The sequence below is a fragment of the Streptomyces sp. NPDC002588 genome, from assembly GCF_040295925.1.
GTDB lineage: Bacteria > Actinomycetota > Actinomycetes > Streptomycetales > Streptomycetaceae > Streptomyces.
Map to the genome: position 1 here is coordinate 204,530 of NZ_JBEOWF010000008.1, position 21,378 is coordinate 225,907.

The 21,378-nt window shown below is 70.4% G+C and carries 20 protein-coding genes; 9 read left to right on the plus strand and 11 right to left on the minus strand.

The window, feature by feature from the left end; genetic code table 11:
* Window positions 1-28 precede the first annotated feature (28 nt).
* The 3 genes from ABT057_RS11690 to trhA all read right to left on the minus strand — a co-directional run bounded on the left by ABT057_RS11690 (window position 29) and on the right by trhA (window position 3,064).
* Window positions 29-658 (minus strand): TetR/AcrR family transcriptional regulator, encoded by a 630-nt coding sequence (locus tag ABT057_RS11690; protein ID WP_502973864.1) that lies wholly within the window; start codon window positions 656-658, stop codon window positions 29-31.
* 5 nt (window positions 659-663) lie between these two features.
* Window positions 664-2,238, minus strand: a complete 1,575-nt coding sequence (locus tag ABT057_RS11695; RefSeq protein WP_352342418.1) for an MFS transporter — start codon at window positions 2,236-2,238, stop codon at window positions 664-666.
* Window positions 2,239-2,350: 112 nt separating this feature from the next.
* Window positions 2,351-3,064, minus strand: a complete 714-nt coding sequence (gene trhA, locus ABT057_RS11700) for a PAQR family membrane homeostasis protein TrhA (RefSeq protein ID WP_352342419.1) — start codon at window positions 3,062-3,064, stop codon at window positions 2,351-2,353.
* A gap of 338 nt (window positions 3,065-3,402) precedes the next feature.
* On the opposite strand from trhA, the gene ABT057_RS11705 reads away from it, so the two are divergent.
* Window positions 3,403-5,226, plus strand: coding sequence for a phosphoenolpyruvate carboxykinase (GTP) (locus tag ABT057_RS11705; RefSeq protein WP_352342420.1), 1,824 nt, complete (start codon window positions 3,403-3,405; stop codon window positions 5,224-5,226).
* 182 nt (window positions 5,227-5,408) lie between these two features.
* On the opposite strand, the gene ABT057_RS11710 is transcribed toward ABT057_RS11705, so the two are convergent.
* Window positions 5,409-5,834 carry a GtrA family protein gene (locus tag ABT057_RS11710; RefSeq protein ID WP_352342422.1) on the minus strand — a complete coding sequence of 142 codons (426 nt, stop codon included), beginning with the start codon at window positions 5,832-5,834 and terminating at the stop codon, window positions 5,409-5,411.
* Between the two features lie 66 nt (window positions 5,835-5,900).
* Here ABT057_RS11710 and ABT057_RS11715 point away from each other — a divergent pair, with 66 nt between their 5' ends.
* Entirely contained in the window at window positions 5,901-6,866 is a 966-nt protein-coding gene (locus ABT057_RS11715; protein WP_352342423.1) for a glycosyltransferase family 2 protein, read from the plus strand.
* On the opposite strand, the gene ABT057_RS11720 is transcribed toward ABT057_RS11715, so the two are convergent.
* The 4 genes from ABT057_RS11720 to ABT057_RS11735 all read right to left on the minus strand — a co-directional run bounded on the left by ABT057_RS11720 (window position 6,809) and on the right by ABT057_RS11735 (window position 10,465).
* Complete coding sequence (locus ABT057_RS11720) at window positions 6,809-8,044, minus strand: glycosyltransferase 87 family protein (RefSeq protein ID WP_352342425.1); 1,236 nt, start codon at window positions 8,042-8,044, stop codon at window positions 6,809-6,811. The genes ABT057_RS11715 and ABT057_RS11720 overlap by 58 nt on opposite strands.
* Window positions 8,041-8,664 (minus strand): tetratricopeptide repeat protein, encoded by a 624-nt coding sequence (locus tag ABT057_RS11725; RefSeq protein ID WP_352342426.1) that lies wholly within the window; start codon window positions 8,662-8,664, stop codon window positions 8,041-8,043. Before ABT057_RS11725 ends, ABT057_RS11720 begins: the two co-directional genes overlap by 4 nt.
* 101 nt (window positions 8,665-8,765) lie before the next feature.
* Entirely contained in the window at window positions 8,766-9,182 is a 417-nt protein-coding gene (locus ABT057_RS11730; RefSeq protein ID WP_352342428.1) for an SCO4983 family protein, read from the minus strand.
* Between the two features lie 71 nt (window positions 9,183-9,253).
* Entirely contained in the window at window positions 9,254-10,465 is a 1,212-nt protein-coding gene (locus ABT057_RS11735; RefSeq protein ID WP_352342430.1) for a pyridoxal phosphate-dependent aminotransferase, read from the minus strand.
* 125 nt (window positions 10,466-10,590) lie between these two features.
* On the opposite strand from ABT057_RS11735, the gene ABT057_RS11740 reads away from it, so the two are divergent.
* Complete coding sequence (locus ABT057_RS11740; RefSeq protein WP_352342431.1) at window positions 10,591-11,208, plus strand: hypothetical protein; 618 nt, start codon at window positions 10,591-10,593, stop codon at window positions 11,206-11,208.
* 18 nt (window positions 11,209-11,226) lie between these two features.
* On the opposite strand, the gene ABT057_RS11745 is transcribed toward ABT057_RS11740, so the two are convergent.
* Window positions 11,227-13,173: a glycosyltransferase family 2 protein gene (locus tag ABT057_RS11745; RefSeq protein WP_352342433.1), complete on the minus strand. Its 1,947-nt coding sequence runs from the start codon at window positions 13,171-13,173 to the stop codon at window positions 11,227-11,229.
* Window positions 13,174-13,189: 16 nt separating this feature from the next.
* Here ABT057_RS11745 and ABT057_RS11750 point away from each other — a divergent pair, with 16 nt between their 5' ends.
* Window positions 13,190-13,426: a hypothetical protein gene (locus ABT057_RS11750; RefSeq protein ID WP_352342434.1), complete on the plus strand. Its 237-nt coding sequence runs from the start codon at window positions 13,190-13,192 to the stop codon at window positions 13,424-13,426.
* A gap of 227 nt (window positions 13,427-13,653) precedes the next feature.
* Entirely contained in the window at window positions 13,654-14,538 is an 885-nt protein-coding gene (locus ABT057_RS11755; RefSeq protein ID WP_352342435.1) for a S1 family peptidase, read from the plus strand.
* Window positions 14,539-14,557: 19 nt separating this feature from the next.
* Here ABT057_RS11755 and ABT057_RS11760 read toward each other — a convergent pair whose 3' ends face one another.
* Window positions 14,558-16,168: an N-acyl-D-amino-acid deacylase family protein gene (locus tag ABT057_RS11760; RefSeq protein ID WP_352342437.1), complete on the minus strand. Its 1,611-nt coding sequence runs from the start codon at window positions 16,166-16,168 to the stop codon at window positions 14,558-14,560.
* Window positions 16,169-16,194: 26 nt separating this feature from the next.
* A complete protein-coding gene (locus ABT057_RS11765; protein WP_352342438.1) occupies window positions 16,195-17,460 on the minus strand; it encodes an amino acid deaminase in 1,266 nt (421 codons plus the stop codon).
* A 127-nt stretch (window positions 17,461-17,587) separates the two neighbouring features.
* Between ABT057_RS11765 and ABT057_RS11770 the strand changes: the two genes are divergently transcribed.
* From ABT057_RS11770 to ABT057_RS11785, 4 genes are all read left to right on the plus strand, one after another.
* A complete protein-coding gene (locus ABT057_RS11770; protein ID WP_352342439.1) occupies window positions 17,588-18,628 on the plus strand; it encodes a sugar kinase in 1,041 nt (346 codons plus the stop codon).
* Complete coding sequence (locus ABT057_RS11775) at window positions 18,625-19,386, plus strand: IclR family transcriptional regulator (protein ID WP_352342440.1); 762 nt, start codon at window positions 18,625-18,627, stop codon at window positions 19,384-19,386. The genes ABT057_RS11770 and ABT057_RS11775 overlap by 4 nt, the downstream gene beginning before the upstream one ends.
* Window positions 19,383-19,793, plus strand: coding sequence for a RidA family protein (locus ABT057_RS11780; protein WP_352342441.1), 411 nt, complete (start codon window positions 19,383-19,385; stop codon window positions 19,791-19,793). Before ABT057_RS11775 ends, ABT057_RS11780 begins: the two co-directional genes overlap by 4 nt.
* 117 nt (window positions 19,794-19,910) lie before the next feature.
* Window positions 19,911-21,359, plus strand: a complete 1,449-nt coding sequence (locus tag ABT057_RS11785; protein WP_352342442.1) for a GntP family permease — start codon at window positions 19,911-19,913, stop codon at window positions 21,357-21,359.
* Window positions 21,360-21,378 lie beyond the last annotated feature (19 nt).

Consider the following 21,378-nt stretch of genomic DNA (forward strand, 5'->3'; position numbering starts at 1 on the left):
CAGGATGGCATGCGGGAGCGCGGTGGCCTCAGGAATTCGCAGGGTGGAGGCCGTGTTCCAGGACGTCCAGGGCGCGGTCGAGGAGTTCCTCGAAGTCGTCTTGGTAGTCGTTCGACGCCCAGTACAGCGACGTCTGCATCAGGCCTCCGATCAGGGACATCGCGTAGACCCGCACTTCCAGACTGTCGGGGGCCCGGCCGGTGCGCTCGCCGAGGGCGGTGCAGAGCATCTCGCTGGTCATCGACATGCTCTCCATCATCCGCGAGCGCACCGCGGGGACGTCGACCATCAGACGGGCCCGCAGCCGGGTCGCCTCCAGGTCCCCCTTGAGGCCCAGCCGGACGGCCCGGTGCATCACGTACCGGAGAGTGTCCGGCCACGGCTCGTCGGCCGGCCGGGCACGCATCTCCTCCATGATCATCGGGTCGAACTCGTCGGTGAGGACGATGTCCTCCTTGGTCGGGAAGTACCGGAAGACGGTCGACGGCGACACCTCGGCCCGCTCGGCGATCTGGTCGATCGTCGTGGCTTCGTACCCCTGCTCCTTGATCAGCGCGTAGATCGCGTTGCGGATCGCCTTGCGCGTCTTGATCTTCTTGCGTTCACGCAGGCCAAGGTGGGGGCGGTCGGCGGGGGAACTGGTTCGTGCGGCCGTCATGCGGTTCATTGTCGGGCATTCGCCTCCGCGTCGGCCATCCCGGGATTGTCACTGGCCTCGGGGTCCTCGGGGCCCGCCGCCGGTGTCCCCGGCAGCAGAGCCGCCGTCAGCAGGGCCGAGACCAGGGCCGAGGCCGCGCACACCAGCAGGGCGAGGGTCATGCCGTGGACGTAGGCGCTGTTCGCGGAGGCGGCGAGGTGGGCCGAGCCCGCCTTCTCGGCGATCAGATGCGCGGCCACCACGGAGTCCCCGGCGGTGTCGGCGGCCCCGGCGGGCAGACCGGTGACGTCGAGGCGGTCGCGGAAGGTGCTCGCGAGCAGGCTGCCGAGCAGGGCGATCCCGATGGCGCTGCCGACCTGCCGCAGGGTCATCAGCAGTCCGGAGCCGCTGCCGGCCCGGTCGGCGGGCAGGGTGCCGAGGGCCCCGGACATCGCGGGCACGACCGAAAGCCCGAAGCCGGCCCCGGCGACGGTGAGCCACAGCGCGGTGAAGCCGTAGCCGGAGTCGACGGTCGTACGGCTGCCCAGGAGCGAGGCGAAGGCCAGGATCACCAGGCCCGCGCTGACCACGGCCCGGGCGCCGAAGCGGTCGACGACGGGTTGCGCGACACGCGCGGCGACCATCAGCCCGCCCAGCATCGGCAGCAGCCGCACACCGGTGCCGAGCGCGTCGTGGCCGAGGACGGCCTGGAGGTAGGGCGGCAGGACGAACAGCAGACCGGACAGCACGAACATGACCAGGGTCGCCGCGAGCGTGTTGAACAGGAATCCGCGCTGGGCGAGCAGCCCCATGTCCAGCATGGGCCGTGCGGACCGACGCTCGCGCAGCACGAGCGCGGTGATCAGTACGACGGCCGCCGCGGACGTCGCCAGGACCAGAGGGTCGCCCCAGCCCTTGGCGGGGGCCTCGATGATCGCGTAGATGAGCGCGCCGAGGCCGGTCGCGGTGAGCGCCGTGGAGACCGGGTCGACCCTGGGCGAGGTGGGGTCGCTGGTCTCCGGGAGCAGGAAGACGCAGGCGGCGATGCCGAGCGCGGCCATCGGGAGGTTGATCAGGAAGACCGAGCCCCACCAGAAGTGGTTGAGCAGCCAGCCCCCGATGATCGGACCGAGCGGCAGCCCGAGCGCCGAGGCGGCGGAGACGATGCCCACTGCCTTGGTGCGTTCCTCGGGCCCGAACAGGGAGGGCAGCACCGACAGCGCGAGCGGGGTGACCAGCGCGCCCCCGACGCCCATCAGCGCGCGGGCGGCGATCACCCAGTTCACGTCCCCGGCCAGGGTGCCCAGGCCCGAGCCGACGAGGAAGACGCCGAGTCCGGCGATCAGCATCCGCCGCCGTCCGAACCGGTCGCCCAGCAGACCGGCGGGCAGCATCAGCGCCGCGAAGACGACGACGTAGGCGTCCGCCATCCACTGCAGTTCGCCAGTGGTGGCGCTGAGCTGGACGGCCATCGTGGGCAGCGCCACGTTGAGGATCGTCATGTCGAAACCGAGCGTGAGCATGCTCGCGACCAGGGCGCCGAGGGCCCACCAGCGGCGGGGGTCGCGCCCCGCCGCGGAAACGTTCGTGACAGTAACCATGAAATGAGAGTAACTCTCAAAAACCAGTAAGTGTCAATCGGTGGGGACTGTCGGGAACGAAAAAGGGCCACGGCTCGGAAGCCGTGGCCCGGAGAAAGGCGGGAAAGTGACGCTAGTTGTGCTGGTACGCCACCAGGGAGATGCCGACGTAGTGGACGACGAACGCGGCGAGCGTGAGGGAGTGGAAGACCTCGTGGAAGCCGAACCAGCGAGGTGAGGGGTTCGGCCGCTTGATGCCGTAGATCACGCCGCCGGCGCTGTAGAGGAGGCCGCCGACGATCACCAGGACCAGCACGGCGATGCCGCCGGTGCGCATGAAGTCCGGCAGGAAGAAGACGGCCGCCCAGCCCATCGCGATGTAGCAGGGGGTGTAGAGCCAGCGCGGGGCGCCGACCCAGAACACCCGGAAGGCGATGCCGGCGAGCGCCGCCCCCCAGATGCCCCACAGCAGCCACTGGCCCTTGCCCCCGGGCAGGAGCAGCAGGGTCAGCGGGGTGTAGGTGCCCGCGATGATCAGGAAGATGTTCGCGTGGTCCAGGCGGCGCAGGATGCCGTCCATGCGCGCGTTCCAGTTGCCGCGGTGGTAGAGCGCGCTCACGCCGAACAGCAGGCAGGCGGTGAGCGCGTAGATACCGCAGGCGATCCGGCCTCTGGTGGAGTGCGCGAGGGCGGTCAGCACCAGCCCCGCGATCAGTGCGGCCGGGAACATGCCGAGATGCAGCCAGCCTCGGAGCTTGGGCTTGATCTCTTGCGGCAGGGGGAGCCCGAGAGGACCGCGGCCGGCGGCCGGCGGGTCCGTGGGCGCGTCGGGGACGGGCGCAGTCATGGCCCGAATCGTACCTACGGAACCGTAAGTTACGGATCAGTCCGGCGGGTTCGGGGGTCAAGAGTGGCCATCATCTCATGGCGCCGGGGGCCTTACCCAGACCGGGTTCCGTCCAAAAGATCTTCTGTTGAACGTCAAGTGGACGCAAAGAATCGTGTTTATGCGTGGCGATCCTCACTCCGCTCACCTGTGACGCTGTCTGGACAGATGGGCGCGGGCATCGGATGATCAGATGAGTGCGGTCGGTACCGGATGAGCGCCCTTGATCGACCACGAAGCATCCGGGCCGCAGCCCCCAAGGGGCCTGAAAACCAAAAACCCCTCACCAAGGAGCAACCGTGGCGCGCGACATCGCGGCTCCCAGCGTCCTCCCGACCAACCACCAGGAACTGATCTCGTGGGTCAACGAGATCGCCGAACTGACCCAGCCGGACAGCGTGGTCTGGTGTGACGGATCCGAGGCCGAGTACGAGCGCCTGTGCGGGGAGCTCGTCGAGAAGGGCACCTTCAAGCGGCTCGACCCGATCAAGCGCCCCAATTCCTACTACGCCGCCTCCGACCCGACCGATGTCGCGCGGGTCGAGGACCGGACGTTCATCTGCTCCGAGAAGGAGGAGGACGCCGGCCCGACGAACCACTGGAAGGCACCCGCCGAGATGCGGGAGATCTTCGCCGGTGAGAACGGCGTCTTCCGCGGCTCGATGCGCGGCCGCACCATGTACGTCGTCCCGTTCTGCATGGGCCCCCTCGGCTCGGACCTCTCCGCGATAGGTGTCGAGATCACCGACTCCGCCTACGTGGCCGTCTCCATGCGCACCATGACCCGCATGGGACAGCCGGTCCTGGAAGAACTCGGCTCCGACGGCTTCTTCGTGAAGGCCGTGCACACCCTCGGCGCCCCGCTGGCCGAGGGCGAGGCGGACGTCCCGTGGCCGTGCAACTCCACCAAGTACATCTCGCACTTCCCCGAGAGCCGCGAGATCTGGTCCTACGGCTCCGGCTACGGCGGCAACGCCCTGCTCGGCAAGAAGTGCTACGCCCTGCGCATCGCCTCCGTCATGGCCCGCGACGAGGGCTGGCTCGCCGAGCACATGCTGATCCTCAAGCTCACCCCGCCGCGCGGCGAGTCCAAGTACGTCGCCGCCGCCTTCCCGTCCGCCTGCGGCAAGACCAACCTCGCCATGCTGGAGCCCACCGTCTCCGGCTGGACGGTCGAGACGATCGGCGACGACATCGCCTGGATGCGCTTCGGCGAGGACGGCCGGCTGTACGCCATCAACCCGGAGGCCGGCTTCTTCGGCGTCGCGCCCGGCACCGGCGAGCACACCAACGCCAACGCGATGAAGACGCTGTGGGGCAACTCGGTCTTCACCAACGTGGCGCTCACCGACGACGGCGACATCTGGTGGGAGGGCATGACGGAGGAGACCCCGGCCCACCTCACCGACTGGAAGGGCAACGACTGGACGCCGCAGGCCGGGACCCCGGCCGCCCACCCCAACGCCCGCTTCACCACCCCCGCCGCGCAGTGCCCGATCATCGCGCCCGAGTGGGAGGACCCCAGGGGTGTGCCGATCTCGGCGATCCTCTTCGGCGGCCGCCGCGCCTCCGCGGTGCCGCTGGTGACGGAGTCCTTCGACTGGAACCACGGGGTGTTCCTCGGCGCCAACGTGGCCTCCGAGAAGACCGCCGCCGCCGAGGGCAAGGTCGGCGAGCTGCGCCGCGACCCCTTCGCCATGCTGCCGTTCTGCGGCTACAACATGGGTGACTACATGGGTCACTGGGTCGACGTCGCCAAGGGCAGGGACCAGGCGAAACTGCCGAAGATCTACTACGTCAACTGGTTCCGCAAGAACGACGAGGGCAAGTTCGTCTGGCCCGGCTTCGGCGAGAACAGCCGCGTCCTGAAGTGGATCGTCGAGCGCCTCGACGGCAAGGCCGACGGCGTCGAGACGCCGATCGGCATCCTGCCGACGAAGGAGGCCATCGACACGGCCGGCCTCGAACTCGCCGACGAGGACCTCGACTTCCTCCTCACGGTCGACAAGGAGATCTGGCGCGAGGAGGCCGCCCTGGTCCCCGAGCACCTGAACACCTTCGGCGACCACACCCCCAAGGAGCTGTGGGACGAGTACCGCGCCCTGGTGCAGCGCCTGGGCTGACGCCCTCCCCCGTGCGCCGCGGCCGGCTGCCGAGACTGCCCTGACCAGCGATATCGTCACGGCCGGCCGCGGTGACAGCACCACAGACCGGCGAGGTTCCGTACAACGGCGTGCGGAGCCATGGGCCTGTCGTCACGCACCCGTCCGCCCCGACGGGATGTGACGGCAGGCTTTCGCCTGTTTCACGCCGCCGCGAACACCCACATCCGCAGCAGCGTGAACCGCAGTACCGTCGCGGCCCCGTTGGCCACGACCAGCGCGGCGATCTCCACGTGCGGAGCGTCCGACACGGTCCGGTGCACCAGGGCGAGGGCGCCGCTGCTGAGCGCGAGCCCGGCGAGGAAGGCCACCAGTCCCTGGAGCTGATGCCGGGCAGCGCCCTCCTTGCCGCGCACCCGGAAGGTGAAGCGGCGGTTGGCGGCGGTGTTCGCCACCGCGGTGACCAGCAGTGCGACCAGGTTGGCGAGCTGGGCGTCGAGTACCGGCCTGAGCGCGGTGAACAAGCCGAGATGGGCGGCGGTGGAGAGCACCCCGATGATCGCGAAGACCGGGAGCTGCCGGGCGACCCCTGTGGTGCGGGGTGCGTGTGTCTGGACGCGCTGAGGCATCTCAGCATTGTACGGTAAGTGAGCAAATATTACCATAAGTAAGCAAATCGGGCGATGGAGTAGTCGGTGGAGCTGTCGGTGGAGCTGTCGGTCGTGATTCCGATGTTCAACGAGGAAGAGGCCCTGCCGGCGCTGGTGGCGCGGCTCCGGCCGGTACTGGACGGGACGGGGGAGGCGTACGAGGTCGTCGCGGTGGACGACGGTTCCACGGACGCGACGGCCCGTCAACTCGCGTACCTGGCGACCGGCTGGCCGCAGCTGCGGGTCGTGCGACTGCGCCGCAACAGTGGCCACCAGGCCGCGCTGACCGCCGGTCTGCACCACGCCCGCGGCCGGTACACGGCGAGTCTCGACGCCGACCTCCAGGACCCGCCGGAGAAGATCCCCGAGATGCTCGCCCTGGCCCGTGCCCGGAACCTGGACATCGTCTACGGCGTACGCGGCAACCGCTCGAGCGACACCGGCTTCAAACGCCGTACCGCCGGCGCCTACTACTGGCTGATGCGCCGTATGGTCGGCGACCATGTCTGCGCCCAGGCGGGCGACTTCCGCCTGATCTCGCGGGGCGCCCTCGACGCCCTGAAGGCGCTCCCCGACCAGCCGCAGGTGTACCGGCTGCTGATGCCCTGGTTCGGCTTCCCCAGCGGAGAGGTCACCTACCGCCGCGACCCCCGGGTCGCCGGCCGCACCAAGTACCCGCTGCGCAAGATGGTCCTGCTGGCGGTCGACAGCGTCATCAGTTTCTCCGTCGCCCCGCTGCGGCTGGCCGTCTGGCTCGGCGCGCTCGCCTTCTGCGTCTGCCTCGGCATGGTCGGGTACACGCTGGCCATGTACGCGGCGGGCGACACCACCCGCGGCTGGACCTCCCTGATCATCGCCGTGCTCTTCGTCGGCGCCGTCCAGCTCATCTGTCTGGGGGTGCTGGGCGAGTACATCGGCCGTATCTACACCGCCGCCCAGCGACGCCCGACGTACTACGTCGCCGAGGACACCGGTGACAGGGTCCCCTCCGTGGTGGGAGGACGCCCGTAGGGGGCCGCCGCCTCCGGCCCGCCGCGCAGCTCGCCGGCGGTCGTGCGGACCACGGCCACCAGCGCCAGCAGCATCAGCGCGCTGTGCGCGGGCATCGACAGATACGGATTCAGGGTCGCGGAGTTGCACTTCAGATAGCTGCCGAACGAGGCGAGCTGCACCAGCACCGGCACGTACCAGAGCTGCCGCGGCAGCGCGAACGCGGCCGTCACGGTGAGCACGTCCGCGACGTAGAAGTACCGCTCGTGCATCGAGGGCAGCAGGAACGGCACCACGATCGCGGAGCAGACGGCCAGCAGCACGATCCGGGTGTCGGTGAGCTCCGGCACGCCGGTCCGGCCGCGCCGCAGGGACCATGCCGCATGTCCGGTCAGGAGTGCCACGAGGGCCCCCGCGACCAGGACACCCGCGCTGCGCACGGCTCCGGTGTCGCCGGGCACCGACACGAACTCGTAGACGGACGGCGCCTGGAGGGACAGCATCTGGTACGTGTCCGTCTGCCGGGCGTAGACCGTCAGCAGACGCCACGGGTCGGCGCCGAGCGCGAGGGCGGGGACGTCGAGGACGAGATACGCGCCGGGCACGGCGAGCAGGCTCCGCCACGGCACCCGTCCCACCAGCACCAGGACGAGCAGGAAGGGGAAGAGGAAGACGGCCTGGAACTTGACGGCGAGCGCGAGCCCGAAGAACGTGCACGCCCACCACGGCCGGTGGCGCAGCACGTGGTGGATCCCGCCGACCAGGAAGGCCGCGTAGACGGCGTCGCACTGCCCCCACCACCCGCTGTTGGTGACGACGGTGGGCAGGAAGAGCACCACCGCGGCCGCGCCGAAGGCGGCCCGGGAAGGGGCGGGCCGCAGCCGGGCCACGATCCGGAAGGTCTGGTAGGCCAGCGCCAGGTCGAACAGGACCGAGATCCACTTGATGCCCGTCAGCGCCGACAGCGGCAGGTACGTCAGCGCGGCCAGCAGATACAGGTAGGGGACGTTGTAGTCCGAGAAGCCGGGGTCGGCGAGGGCCTGGAACCCGCCGTGGGTCGCGAGGTGCCGGTACCAGGGTTCGAGGAAGGTGAAGTAGTCCTGCGACTTTTCGGGCATCAGGAACACCCGGGCCGCGAGGGCCGCCGTCACGGTGGTGTACGCGGTCAGCGCCCGTACCGTCCGATCGGTCGACGTCATCGGGTGCTCCCCGCCGGGGTCGGTTCGGATACGGGGCGCAGGGAGTCCCGGAAGGATTCCGGCACCTGGGAACGGAGGGAGGGGTCGGCCGCGACGGCGGTGCGGAACTCGTCCGCGGCTTCCCGGTCGCGTTTCTTCCGCGCCCAGATGTCTCCCAGGTGCAGATGTGCCGTGGCCGCGTTCGGATCGACACCGATGGCGCGTTCCAGAAGTCCCATGGCGCGGTCGGGGTCGCTCGACTCCAGCAGAATGGCCTCGTTGTAGAGAGCCGACTGGAAGGTCGGATCGATCTTCAGGGATTTCTCGTAGGCCGCCCGGGCATCGGCGGTCCGGCCGGCCTCGTGCGCGATGACTCCCAGGTTGTACCAGGCGACCTCGTTCCGCGGGTCCAGGCCCAGCACCACTCGGTAGAGCTGGGCGGCCCCTGCGGGGTCGTGGTCCTGCTGCCGCGCGATTCCCGCCCGCAAAAGGGATTCGGTGTCCGGGGCGGCCCGTTTCGCCGTGGACTCGGCCTGGGATTTCGAGATCGCCGCCGAGGAGGAGACGACGGCCCACGACATCATTCCGGTGGCGACTGCAGCCGCACCGGAGAGCACCACCAACAATCGCCTGCGTTTCACTGTGTCAAATTACGACAGACGCAGACAAAAACATGGCGCCCGGTCCGCGCGTCGCTGCGGGTGCACGCGGACCGGGGCCGTACGGGGGACCCTCGGGAGGTTCAGCGGGACGCGAGTTCGCGGGGCTCCAGGGCGGCCGCGTGGACGTCCATCTGTTCCGCGGCGAGGATCGCCGCCGAGGTGTCCGCGCGCGACGCCGCCACCACCAGTGCGCGTCCCGCGAGGGCGTGCGCCCGCTGGTGCAGAGAGGAGAGGTCGGGCTTGCGAGTGGATCCGATCGCTCGGACCGGCGGATGTCCTCCCCGCAGCCTGCTCACCTCTCCGGTGAGGCGCTCGGCCGCGGTGTCCAGGTCCGCGGAAGGGGCCGCCGCGCGCAGTTCGTCGGTGACGGCGAGCAGCGCCGCGAGATGACCCGCGAGCTGGATGTCCAGCTCCTCTTCGCGCGACCGGTGGGGGAAGTCGGAGGTCGTGCCGGCCATCGTGCTGTGGACCGACTTGGTGCGGATCGGTTCGTACATGGGATGGCCTCCTGTGCTGGCAGGAAGCCATCCTAGCTTAGATTTCGTCTAAAGTTGAGGCGCTCAAGAGGTCAGGGCTGGCCGTAGCCGTCCAGGAAGCGCGCGATCCGGCCCACCGCGTCCCGCAGGTCCGTGGCCGTGGGCAGGGTCACCACCCGGAAGTGGTCGGGCTCCGGCCAGTTGAAGCCGGTGCCCTGGACGACCATGATCTTCTCCTGGCGCAGCAGGTCAAGGACCATCTGCCGGTCGTCCTTGATCTTGAACACGGTCGGATCCAGCCGCGGGAACAGATACAGCGCGCCCCTCGGCCGCACACAGGTCACGCCCGGGATCTGGGTGAGCAGTTCGTACGCCGTGTCCATCTGCTCCTTGAGCCGCCCGCCGGGCAGGACCAGGTCCCGGATGGACTGCCGCCCGCTGAGCGCGGCCACCACGCCGTGCTGACCCGGCATGTTCGCGCACAGCCGCATGTTGGCCAGGATCGTCAGGCCCTCGATGTAGGAGTCGGCGTGCGCCCGCGGCCCGGAGATCGACATCCAGCCCACCCGGTAGCCGGCCACCCGGTACGCCTTCGACATGCCGTTGAAGGTGAGGGTCAGCAGGTCGGGGGCGACCTTGGCGGTCGGAGTGTGCGTGGCGCCGTCGTAGAGGATCTTGTCGTAGATCTCGTCGGAGCAGACGAGCAGGTTGTGCCGCCGCGCGATGTCGGTCAGTCCCCTGATCATCGCCTCGTCGTAGACGGCCCCGGTCGGGTTGTTGGGGTTGATGATGACGATGGCCTTGGTGCGGTCGGTGACCTTGCGCTCGACGTCCGCGAGGTCGGGCATCCAGTCCGCCTGCTCGTCGCACCGGTAGTGCACGGCCGTGCCGCCGGAGAGGGAGACCGCGGCGGTCCACAGCGGGTAGTCCGGGGCCGGGACCAGCACCTCGTCCCCGTCGTCCAGCAGCCCCTGCATCGCCATCACGATCAGCTCGGAGACGCCGTTGCCGATGAAGACGTGCTCGACGTCCGTCTCGATGCCGAGGGTCTGGTTGTGCATGACGACCGCCCGGCGCGCCGCGAGCAGGCCCTTGGCGTCCCCGTAGCCGTGGGCCGTCGAGACGTTGCGGAGGACGTCCTCCAGAATCTCCGGCGGGGCCTCGAAGCCGAAGGCGGCCGGGTTGCCCGTGTTCAGCTTGAGGATGCGGTGCCCTGCCGCTTCCAGACGCATCGCCTCCTCGAGAACCGGGCCCCGGATCTCGTAACAGACGTTGGAGAGCTTGGTCGACTGGATCACCTGCATGTCAGGGAGCTTACGGCCCGGTAACGCCTCGTGGGGCGTGTTTTCCACCACGCGAGACGGGTGTTTTGGGATGTTATCGCCGGTAACTGTCCCCATGGCCGTATGCGTCCCTACAATGCGCTGCCGTGTCCAGGTCAGATCAGAGCGGCGTCTCCCCGGAAGAGCCGGCCGCGTACCAGCCGTATGCCGAGGTCGACCCGTCGTCCTACGAGCGGTACTCCGACCCGGCGGCGGCACACGGCTGGCAGAACGCGTACGACGAGACGCAGCGGCTGCCGGCCGTCGCCCCCGCCGAGGAGGGTGCCCCGGCCGGTCGCGCCGACCGCCGGCGCGCCGCACGCCGAGCGGGCGCCGGCCGTCCCTCGCGCCGGGTGCTGGCCGCGGCGGGGGCGGCGGGGGTGGTGTCCGCGGCCGCACTGGTGGCGTCGGTGGCCTTCACCTCGGGCAGCCCCACGGGAGAGCAGCGGGGCAAGCACGGGGACACCCGCACGGCACCCGGCACCACGGTGAGCGGCCCGGCCTCCGCGTCCCCCTCCGCGACCGGCTCCGCGAGTGTCCGGTCCGCCACGTCCACCGGGGTCGACGCGGCGCCGTCCTCGCCCGCCACGACGTCCACCGCGCCCTCGGCCGCTTCGCCGTCCGCCCCGGCGGGCATCCCGGCCCCGACCACTACGACGTCCGCCCCGTCCTCCGACCGGGGGAAGGGCAAACCGGGCTGGGGGAGGACGAAGGGGCCCAGGTAGGCAGGGCGGACCGGCCGCTCAGGACGCGACGCGCCGAGCCACGGCCCGGACGAGGTTCGTCTTCGCGACCTGCAGGGCGAAGGCCTCGCCGCCGTCCGCGTCGGGCTTGGCGTACCAGGGCAGCGCGCGGCGACGCCATTTGGCCGGGGCGAGGTTCCCGGGGAGCCCCGGCAGGGGCACGGACCAACTGCCGATGTGAAGGCTGCCACGCCACACACCGGCGGGGAGCTCGGTGACGGGCACCCGTATGAGGAAGCCGTCACCGATCGCCGAGGCGGCGAAGCGGGCCTTGTCTCCCCGGTCGTTCTCGAAGGCCGCGACGAGGTCGCCGACCGGGTACGAGGCGAGCGCGCAGCGTCCGGTCAGCTCCAGCTCCGTGGCGGCGTCGCGGGCCCAGCGGATCGTGCCGTCGAACCTCAGACGGGGCGGTACGGCGTGCTTGCGCTCGCCTATGTCGAGGGTGAAGTTGCCGTGCGGCTTGGTGGTGTAGAGGGTGAGGGCGCGCATGCCGTCGGCGGTGTCCACCAGATGGGTGGCGGCCGCCCCGGACACGTCGGACGCCCGATTGCTGCCGATGCGGACCTCGCGGGTGATCCCCTGGGCGCCGATGGCGAGGGAGATGTCCCACAGTCCGTCGTCGAGCGGGCCTCCGTCGGCGGCGGTGGTGATGTCGACGGTGGCTTCGAAGCCGGCCTCGTCGTAGCGGAAGCGCCCCTCGTCCTCACCGGCGCCTGCGCCGGGCGACGCGGTGTGCGTGACGGGCAGCCGGAACTCGGTGCCGCTGTCGCGCTCGCGCAGGACGAGGCCGGTCGTGACGTCCTCGGTGGCGACGCGGTGCAGGTAGCCGTGTCCGGCGAGGTGCAGCGTGGTGCCGAGCATCTCGGCCCGGCTGACATGGTGGCGTACGCCGAGTTGGGCTGTGACGTCGTAACACTCGTCGGGGACGGCACGGGCCGGGTCACGGAGGAACGGGTAGCGGGCGAGGGCTCTGCCGTGGTCGACGAGGACGGGCGTGGCCACCTTGCTCTGCGCCAGTTCCTTCTCGAACCGGACGAGTTCGAGGAGTTCGTCGAGCATCCGGTGCCGTACGAGGTGCAGCCGCAGCCGGGTCATGGCCGAGAGCCCGTCGTCCATCTCCTCGTGCCAGAGCGGAGCGATGGTGTCGGCGAGCTGGGCGAGGGCCTTCTCCTGCTGCGGGCGGGGCTCGTGGACCAGATGGCCGAGGAGTTGCACGATTTCGACGCTCAGGTGCCGGTGCGCGAGATGGTCGCGGCCGGGGCCGGGCGGCACGTTCTCCAGGACCATGTCGACCACGCGCGGCAGGAACTTCAGCCGGGGCTCGGTGCCCCCGGTCCGTAAGGTGATGTTGCCCTCGTCCTCCCGTTGCACCCAGAACAGGCAGTCGTAGCTCGCCAGTACGGAGATGCCCGACGCGTGGAAGTAGGCGGGACCCACGAAGAGTTGGTCCTCGCCAATAGCCAGGTCGGTGGGGAACCGTAGCCCCAGGCGCTCCAGCAGGCTCCGGCGGAACAGCTTCATCGGGTTGAGTGTCCAGTACACCCGGGACGAGAAGACATCGGTCTTCGGCTGGTCGCGCTTGAACATGGAGGCGGGCGCTCCGCGTCCACCGACGCCCACCACCTTTCCCAGCACGACATCGGTGCCGTTCTTCTCGGCCATCGCCACCATGCGCTCCAGGGCCTCCGGCCCCAGATAGTCGTCGGCGTCGAGGAAGAACACGAACCGTCCCCTGGCGTGGTCGAGCCCGGCATTGCGAGGCGCGGAGGGGCCGCCGGAATTCTCCTGCCGGAACACGCGGATCAACCCCGGGTACACCTCGGCCAGGCGCTCGAGCTCCTTGGCGGTCCCGTCCGTCGAGCCGTCGTCGACGGCGATGATCTCCAGCTCGTCCTGGCCGATGCTCTGTTCGGCGGCAGAAATGACGCAACGCGTCAGATAGGGCATCGCATTGTAGGCGGCGATGATTACCGAAACGGCGGGGGTGGCCACTCTCGCGCTCTCCAAAAAATACGGGGCACGCCCCGATCTATTGGACGACTCTGGAATTGGCTGGAATTTTTCAGCGGATTCCGAATTCGGGGGCGAAGGTATTGGCAGGAAGGCGGACATTACCATGGGCCGACTCGCCCGATCTGTCGGTGTGTCGATAGGCGGCCAGGTCAAGGCATTATCGAGCCACCTGTTTGACGGCTGGTGAAGCCGGCCGTCCCGTGGTTGTCGCGGTGCCGTTGATTCAACTGACTTCGGACTTCTCGGTCTTCTCGGTCAGCTCTGTGCAATACGCACCGTTTCTCATAGGGAAACCCCTACGGCCTCCGATGCCTTCTTGTTCCGTACGCCCCCTCGACTCGACAATGTGCATGACAACACTGAAGGCGGCCGGAAGATCTCCGGTCGTCTTGTCGTATCAGAGGGGACCCCCACATGAGCAAGCCTCTCGTCGCCGTGCTCGCCGCCCTGGCCATCGCAGGGGTCGGCGCGGCGCCCGCGGTCGCGGCTCCCGCCGCCAAGGCGGAGACCAGGACGGAGACCAAGGCGGCCGCCGCCGAGACCAAGGCCGCCGCGCCCACCCTCAAGGCCGTCAGCCTCGCCGGGACCGTCGCGCTCAGCAACTGCTCCGGCTCGGTCATCCGCTTCCCGAACTCCCTGGACACCGACCCCGCGCTGGTGCTGAGCAACGGTCACTGCCTGACGTCCGGCTTCCTCGACCCGGGTGAGGTCGTCACCAACCAGACCTCCAGCCGCACCTTCACCCTGCTCAACTCCTCCGGCACCGGGGTCGCCACCCTGCGCGCCAGCAAGCTGGCCTACGCGACGATGACCGACACGGACATCTCGATCTACCAGCTCACCAGCACCTACGCGACGATCAAGAGCTCGTACGGGATCACCCCGCTGACCGTGCAGAACACCCACCCGACCGCCGGCACCGCGATCACCGTGGCGTCCGGCTACTGGAAGAAGCTCTACAACTGCAACATCGACGGGTTCGTGTACCGCCTGAAGGAGGGCGACTGGACCTGGAAGGACTCGGTCCGTTACACCTCCGCCTGCCAGACCATCGGCGGCACCTCCGGCTCGCCGGTGATCGACCAGTCCACCGGCAACGTCGTCGCCGTCAACAACACCGGCAACGAGGACGGCGAGACCTGCACGGTGGACAACCCGTGCGAGGTCGACGAGAGCGGCAACGTCACCGTCCGCCAGGGCATCAACTACGCCGAGGAGACCTACATCATCCCGGCCTGCTTCACGACCGGGAACCAGCTCAACCTGAGCGCGAGCACCTGCACCCTGCCCAAGCCGTAGCGGGAAGGGGGGCGGTCCGTCACAGGGGAGTGCGGCGGACCGCCCGCCCGGCCAGGATGTCCGTACGCCGGCCGTCCTCGATCACGAAGCGGCCGTCGATCAGGACGTGCGGGATGCCCGTGGGGAGTGTGCGCGGGGCCTCGTACGTCGAGCCCGCCGCCACCGTCCGCGGGTCGAACAGGACCAGGTCGGCCCGGTACCCCTCGCGCACCAGGCCCCGGTCGGGGAGGCGAAGGCGGGCCGCGGGGCGGCCGGTGAGATGGGCCACGCACTCCTCCAGGGGCAGGATGCCCAGCTCGCGCACATAGTGGCCGAGATAGTGCGGGAACGTGCCGTACGCGCGTGGGTGGGGCTTGGCGCCGTGCAGGATGCCGTCCGAGCCTCCCGTGTGGACGCGGTGGCGCATGATCGTCCGGACGTTCTCCTCGTGGCCCACGTGCTGGAGGATCGTCGGGCCGAGCGAGTCGTCGAGCAGGAGCCGGCGGGCCGTCGTCCAGGGCGCCTCGCCGCGCAGGGCGGACGACTGCCGGACCGTACGGCCGACGAATTCCCCCAGCGCCGGGTCCGTCACGCCCGAGATCTCGATCGTGGACCAGTCCACCGGCACCCCGTGGCAGCCGTCCGCGCCGGTCACCTCCAGGTCGTGGCGGATGCGTTCGGCGGTCTCGTCGTCCGCGAGCCGGCGCAGGATCTCCGCCGGACCGCCCTCGCTCGCCCAGCTCGGCAGCAGGGCCGCGAGCGTGGTGCAGCCGGGGGTGTAGGGGTAGGTGTCGAGGCTGATGTCGGCACCCCCGTCGAGAGCCTCGTCCAGCAGCGCCAGGAGTTCGGGCGCCCGGCCCTCGTTCACGCCGAAGTTCATCGTCGCGTGTGCCAGGTGCAGGGCGCAGCCCGCCTTCCCGGTCAGCTCCACCATCTCCGCGTACGCCTCCAGCGCGCCGGCGCCGTAGGAGCGGTGGTGGGGGCAGTAGTAGCCGCCGTAGCCGGCCACCACCCTGCACAGTTCGGTGAGTTCGGTGTTCTCGGCGTACATGCCGGGCGTGTACGTCAGTCCGGACGACAGACCGACCGCGCCCTGTTCCAGGCCCTCCGCCACCAACTGCCGCATCCGGTCGAGTTCCCGTGGCGTGGCCGGGCGGTCCTCCCAGCCGACGGCCAGGGCGCGGACCGTGCCCTGGGGGATCAGATAGGCCGCGTTCACCGCGATGCCCCGGTCCAGGCGGTCCAGGTACTCGCCCACCGACCGCCAGTCGAAGTCGATGTCGTCGCCCGGGCCGTTCCAGCCGGCGATGGCCCGCCGGACCTCGTCGAGCGTGCGGTCGTCGACCGGGGCGTACGACAGCCCGTCCTGGCCCAGGACCTCGAGGGTCACGCCCTGCGCGGCCTTCGCGCTGTGGCCTGGGTCGCGCAGGAGGGCGAGGTCGCTGTGGGCGTGCATGTCGATGAAGCCGGGGGAGAGGACCAGGCCCTCCGCGTCCAGCTCCCTTGTCGCCTTCGGGCGTTGGCAGCCCGCGGCGGCGGCCTCCTTGACGATCGCGACGATCCGGCCGCCGTCGATCAGCACGTCCGCGCGGTAGGAGTCCGCGCCGGTGCCGTCGACGACGTCCGCGTCCCGGACGACGAGGTCTTCCATGCCGGCCCCCTGGGGAAATGTACGGATCAGAAGAACGTGCGGATGTACTCGACGACCGTGCCGTCCGCCTCCGCCACCGGGATCAGCTGCCACTTGTCGAAGGACGTGCACGGGTGGGAGAGGCCGAGGCCCAGCCAGTCACCGACCGCGAGATCGACCTCGGGACCGGTCTTCAGCCAGGCGTGCTGGTCGGAGAGGGAGGAGACCGAGACGCCGGCGGCCGGGCGTTCCGCGCCGTCCCGGCGGACCACCTGGACGAACGGCAGATCGAGGTCGTAGGCCGCGTCCCGCTTGCCCGCGTTGGCGAAGGCCTGGTCGGGGGAGGGGCGGGAGACGACCTGGGTCCACAGCCGGAACGCCGGCTCGAGAGCGCCCTCCTCCGGCACCCGGTTGAACGGGGTCACCCGGCGGTAGTGCCCGTCGTCGTGCGAGACGTACGCCCCCGAGCGCAGCAACTTCACCACGGGCGAGGAGAGTTCGGGGATCTCCGCGAAGACCTCGGCCACCGCGTCGAACCAGGCGCTGCCGCCCGCGCTGACGACGATCTCGTCCACCCCGGCGAACCGCCCCGCCTTGTCGAAGTCGACGGCGAGGCCGGTCAGCCGGCGCAGCCAGGCCCCGACCCGCTCGGGCGTCGGCTGCGGCACCTCGCCCTCGTACCCCGCGACCCCCACCAGCCGCAGGGTCGTGGTCGCGGCCACCGCGTCCGCGACCGCCGCGCACTCCGCCTCCGTCCGGACACCGGTACGGGCGCCCTCCCCGGCGGCCAGTTCCACGACCACGTCCAGCGGACGGGCCGCCCCGGCCAGCGCCGCGTCCATCAACTCCACCCCGCGCACGGAGTCGACGTAGCAGACGAGCCGGAACTCAGGGTCGGCGGCGAGCTGCGCGGCGATCCAGCGCAGGGCCGCCGGATCCACGACCTCGTTCGCGAGGAAGATCCGCCCGATGCCGTACGCCCGCGCCACCCGGACCTGGTGCGGGAGGGCGAGGGTGATGCCCCAGGCGCCGTACTCGAGCTGCCGGGCGAAGAGCTGGGGGGCCATGGTCGTCTTGCCGTGCGGGGCGAACGCGAGGCCGTGGCGGGCCGCGTACGTCTCCATCAGGCGCAGGTTGTGCTCCAGACGCTCGGCGGAGAGCGCGAGCACCGGGGTCGTGAAGCCGCCGGTGAAGAGATTGCGGCGCTGGGCGGTCAGCTCGGCGACGGTCAGGCCGTCTGCGTCGGGCGGGAGGCCCTTGAAGCGGTGGTCGACGCGTTCCTCGGCGAGTCGGGCGAACGCCTCGGTGCTCATGGAACCTCCCTGATCAGGAGCGTTGCAATACCTGCAACCTCCATTGCGTATATCGCTTACTGCTGTCTAACATCTCGGCCAGCGCGGGGTCAACGGACCCGCAACGACGCTGGGAGCCACGAGGATCGTGACGGACACCGGAGCCCGAGGCGACCCCGCCGTCGTGGACGTCGTCGCGCTCGGCGAATCCATGGTCACCTTCCTGCCCTCCCGGCCGGGCCGCCTCGCCGACGTGCCGTCCTTCGACCGGGCCATCGGCGGCGCGGAGTCCAACGTGGCCTGCGTCCTCGCGGCCGTCGGACACCCCGTGCGCTGGGTCAGCCGGGTCGGGGCGGACGGCTTCGGCGACCACCTCGTCGAGACCGTCGAGGCCTACGGCGTCGACGTCACCGCCGTACGACGCGACCCCGCCCGCCCCACCGGCGTGTACTTCCGCACCGCCGGGGACCGCTCCACCGACGCCCACGAGGTGGCGTACTACCGGGCGGGATCCGCGGCCTCCGCGATGAGCGTCGGGAACGTCGACCTGGCGGCCGTGCGGGCGGGCCGCGTACTGCACCTGTCGGGGATCACGGCGGCCCTGTCCGAGGACTGCCTGGAACTGCTCCGCGCACTCACGGCCCCCCGGCCCGGCCGCCCCCTCGTGTCCTTCGACGTCAACCACCGGCCCCTGCTGTGGACGGACGGCGACGGCCCCCACGTGCTGCTGGAACTCGCCCGCGGCGCCGACCTGGTGTTCGTCGGCGAGGACGAGGCGGAGGAGGTGTGGGGCCTGAAGGGTGTCGACGCCGTCCGGACCGCGTTCCCCGACCCCGAGGTGCTCGTCGTCAAACAGGGGGAGCGCGGCGCGACCGTCTTCGACCGGGGGAACGTCCAGCACGTCCCCGCCCCCCGCGTCGACGTCGTCGCCGCCGTCGGCGCCGGGGACGCCTTCGCCGCCGGGTTCCTCTCCGCGACCCTGCGCGGACTGCCCGTACGGCAGCGGCTGCGGCACGGGCACCTCATGGCCGCCGCCGCCCTCACCACCCCCGGCGACCTCGCCGTCCCCCCTTCCCGCGACCACGCCGACCGGCTGGCCGCCCTGGGCGACAAGGAGTGGGGGACACTTCGACTCGGCCCCGGCTGGACACGAGCCGCGGCGCCCCCGGAGGAGGTACGCACCCCATGAGCCAGACCGTCGACCGCGCCCTGAGCATCCTGCCGTTGCTCGCCGAGGGCCCCGCCGACCTCGGACAGGTCGCCGACCGCCTGGGCGTGCACAAATCGACCGCGCTGCGGCTGCTGCGCACCCTCCACGAACACGGGCTCGTCTACCGCCAGTCCGACCAGCGCTACCGCCTCGGCGCCCGCCTCTTCGCCCTCGCCCAGGAGGCGATGGAGAACCTCGACATCCGCGAGATCGCCCACCCCCACCTCGTCCGGCTGAACGAGAGCTGCGGGCACACCGTGCACCTCGCCGTCTACGAGGAGGGCGAGGTGCTCTACATCGACAAGGTGGAGAGCCGCTACCCGGTGCGGATGTACTCCAGGATCGGCAAGCCGGTGGCCATCACCGTCGCCGCCGTCGCCAAACTGCTCCTCGCCGACCTGCCCGAGGCCGAGCGGCGGGCGGTCGCCGAGAAGCTCGACTACCCCCTCTACACGGCCCGTTCCACCCCCAACGCCCCCGCCTTCCTGCGGGAGCTGGAGAAGGTGCGCGAACAGGGCTGGGCCACCGACCTCGGCGGCCACGAGGAGTCCATCAACTGCGTCGCCGCACCCATCCGGGGCGCCGACGGCCGGGTGGTCGCCGCGATGTCGGTCTCCGCGCCGAACGTCGTCGTCACCGCCGACGAACTCCTCACCCTCCGCCCGCTGGTGCGCCGCACGGCCGACGCCATCAGCGGTGAGTACTCCGGCAGAACCCCAGCAAAGGACCCCGTATGACGGACAAGATCGCGCTCACCCCGAAGACCCACACCACCCCGCCGGCGAAGTTCTCCCACGGTGTGCGGAAGGGGAACATCCTGCAGGTCGCCGGCCAGGTCGGCTTCCTGCCCGCGGAGGAGGGCAAACCGCCCACGCCCGCCGGTCCGACCCTGCGCGAGCAGACCCTCCAGACCCTCGCCAACGTCAAGGCGATCCTGGAGGAGGGCGGTGCCTCCTGGGACGACGTGATGATGATCCGCGTCTATCTGACGGACACGGCCCACTTCCCCGAGCTCAACGAGATCTACAACGCGTACTTCGAGGAGCAGGCGCTCACCGCCCCGCCCGCCGCCCGCACGACGGTCTACGTCGGCCTCCCCGCCGGGCTGCTCATCGAGATCGACGCGCTGGCCGTCCTCGGCTGACGGCCGCCCGGCCCGACTCCCGCACACCGTACGACGGTACGGCGCAGCCCCGAACCCGCGCCGTACCGCGCTGCCCCCTGCCCGAAAGCCCGATGCACCCCAGCAGAGGACCCCCACATGTCCACACCGCCCCACACCGGAGGCCTGCTCCTCCTCGTCGACGGCACGGCCGGCCTGCTCACGGTCGCCGCCCTCGGTATCGCGCTCCTCCTCTTCCTGATCATCAAGGTCAGACTCCAGCCGTTCGTCGCACTGCTCGCGGTCTCCATAGCCGTCGGCCTGCTCTCCGGACTGTCCGTCACCGAACTCTTCGGCACCGTCCAGCGCTCCGACGCCGTCTCCACCATCGAGTCCGGCATGGGCGGCATCCTCGGCCATGTCGCGATCATCATCGGCCTCGGCACGATGCTGGGCGCGGTCCTCGAGGTCAGCGGCGGGGCCGAGGTGCTGGCGTCCCGCCTCCTCGGCCTCTTCGGCGAGCGGCGTGCCCCGCTCGCCATGGGCCTCACCGGCCTGATCTTCGGCATCCCGGTCTTCTTCGACGTCGGCATCTTCGTCCTCGCGCCGATCGTCTACGCGGCCGCCAAGCGGGGCGGCAAGTCGATCCTCCTCTACTGCCTGCCCCTCCTCGCGGGCCTGTCGATGACCCACGCCTTCCTGCCCCCGCACCCCGGCCCGGTCGCGGCCGCCGGCCTGCTGCACGTGGACCTCGGCTGGGTGATCCTGATGGGCGTGGTCTGCGGCGTCCCGGCGGTGCTGGCCGCGTGGGCGTTCTCGGCGTGGATCGGCAAGCGCATCTTCGTCGCCGTGCCGCAGGACATGGTCGAGGCGGCGGCCGAGGCCAAGCAGGCGGTGATCGAGGAACAGCGCGGCCAGGGCGTGGTCCCGCGCGAGGACCCGGTGCCCCTCGGCACGGTCCTCGGCATCATCGGCACCCCGCTGATCCTGATCCTCGCGGCCACCTTCTCCTCCATCGCCCTGGACCCCTCCACCGGCCGCTCGGTGATCGAGTTCTTCGGTCACCCCTTCGTCGCCCTGACGATCGCCCTGCTGCTCGCCTACTACCTGCTGGGCGTCCGGCGCGGCTGGTCCCGCAGGTCCCTGGAGACGGTGTCCACGGCCTCGTTGAAGCCGGTCGGCAACATCCTGCTCGTGGTCGGCGCGGGCGGGATCTTCGGCGCCGTCCTGAAGGCGAGCGGGGTGGCCCAGGCCCTGTCGGACACCTTCCACGACGTGGGCCTGCCGGTGCTGGTCCTCTCCTACCTCATCTCGGTGGTGCTGCGGGTCGCCCAGGGCTCGGCGACGGTGGCGATCGTGACGACGGCGGGCATCGTCGCCCCGCTCCTCGCCGAGGGCCACCACTCCCAGGCCTTCGTCGCCCTCGTCATCATGGCCATCTCCGCCGGCTCGATCTTCGCCTCCCACGTCAACGACGGCGGCTTCTGGATGGTGGCGAAGTACTTCGGCATCAGCGAGCGGGACACACTGCGGACGTGGACCGTGCTGGAGACGGTTCTGTCGGTGGTGGGGTTCGCGGTGGCGGCGGTATTGAGCCTCTTCGTATAACGAAGTTGGGGGCTGGCTG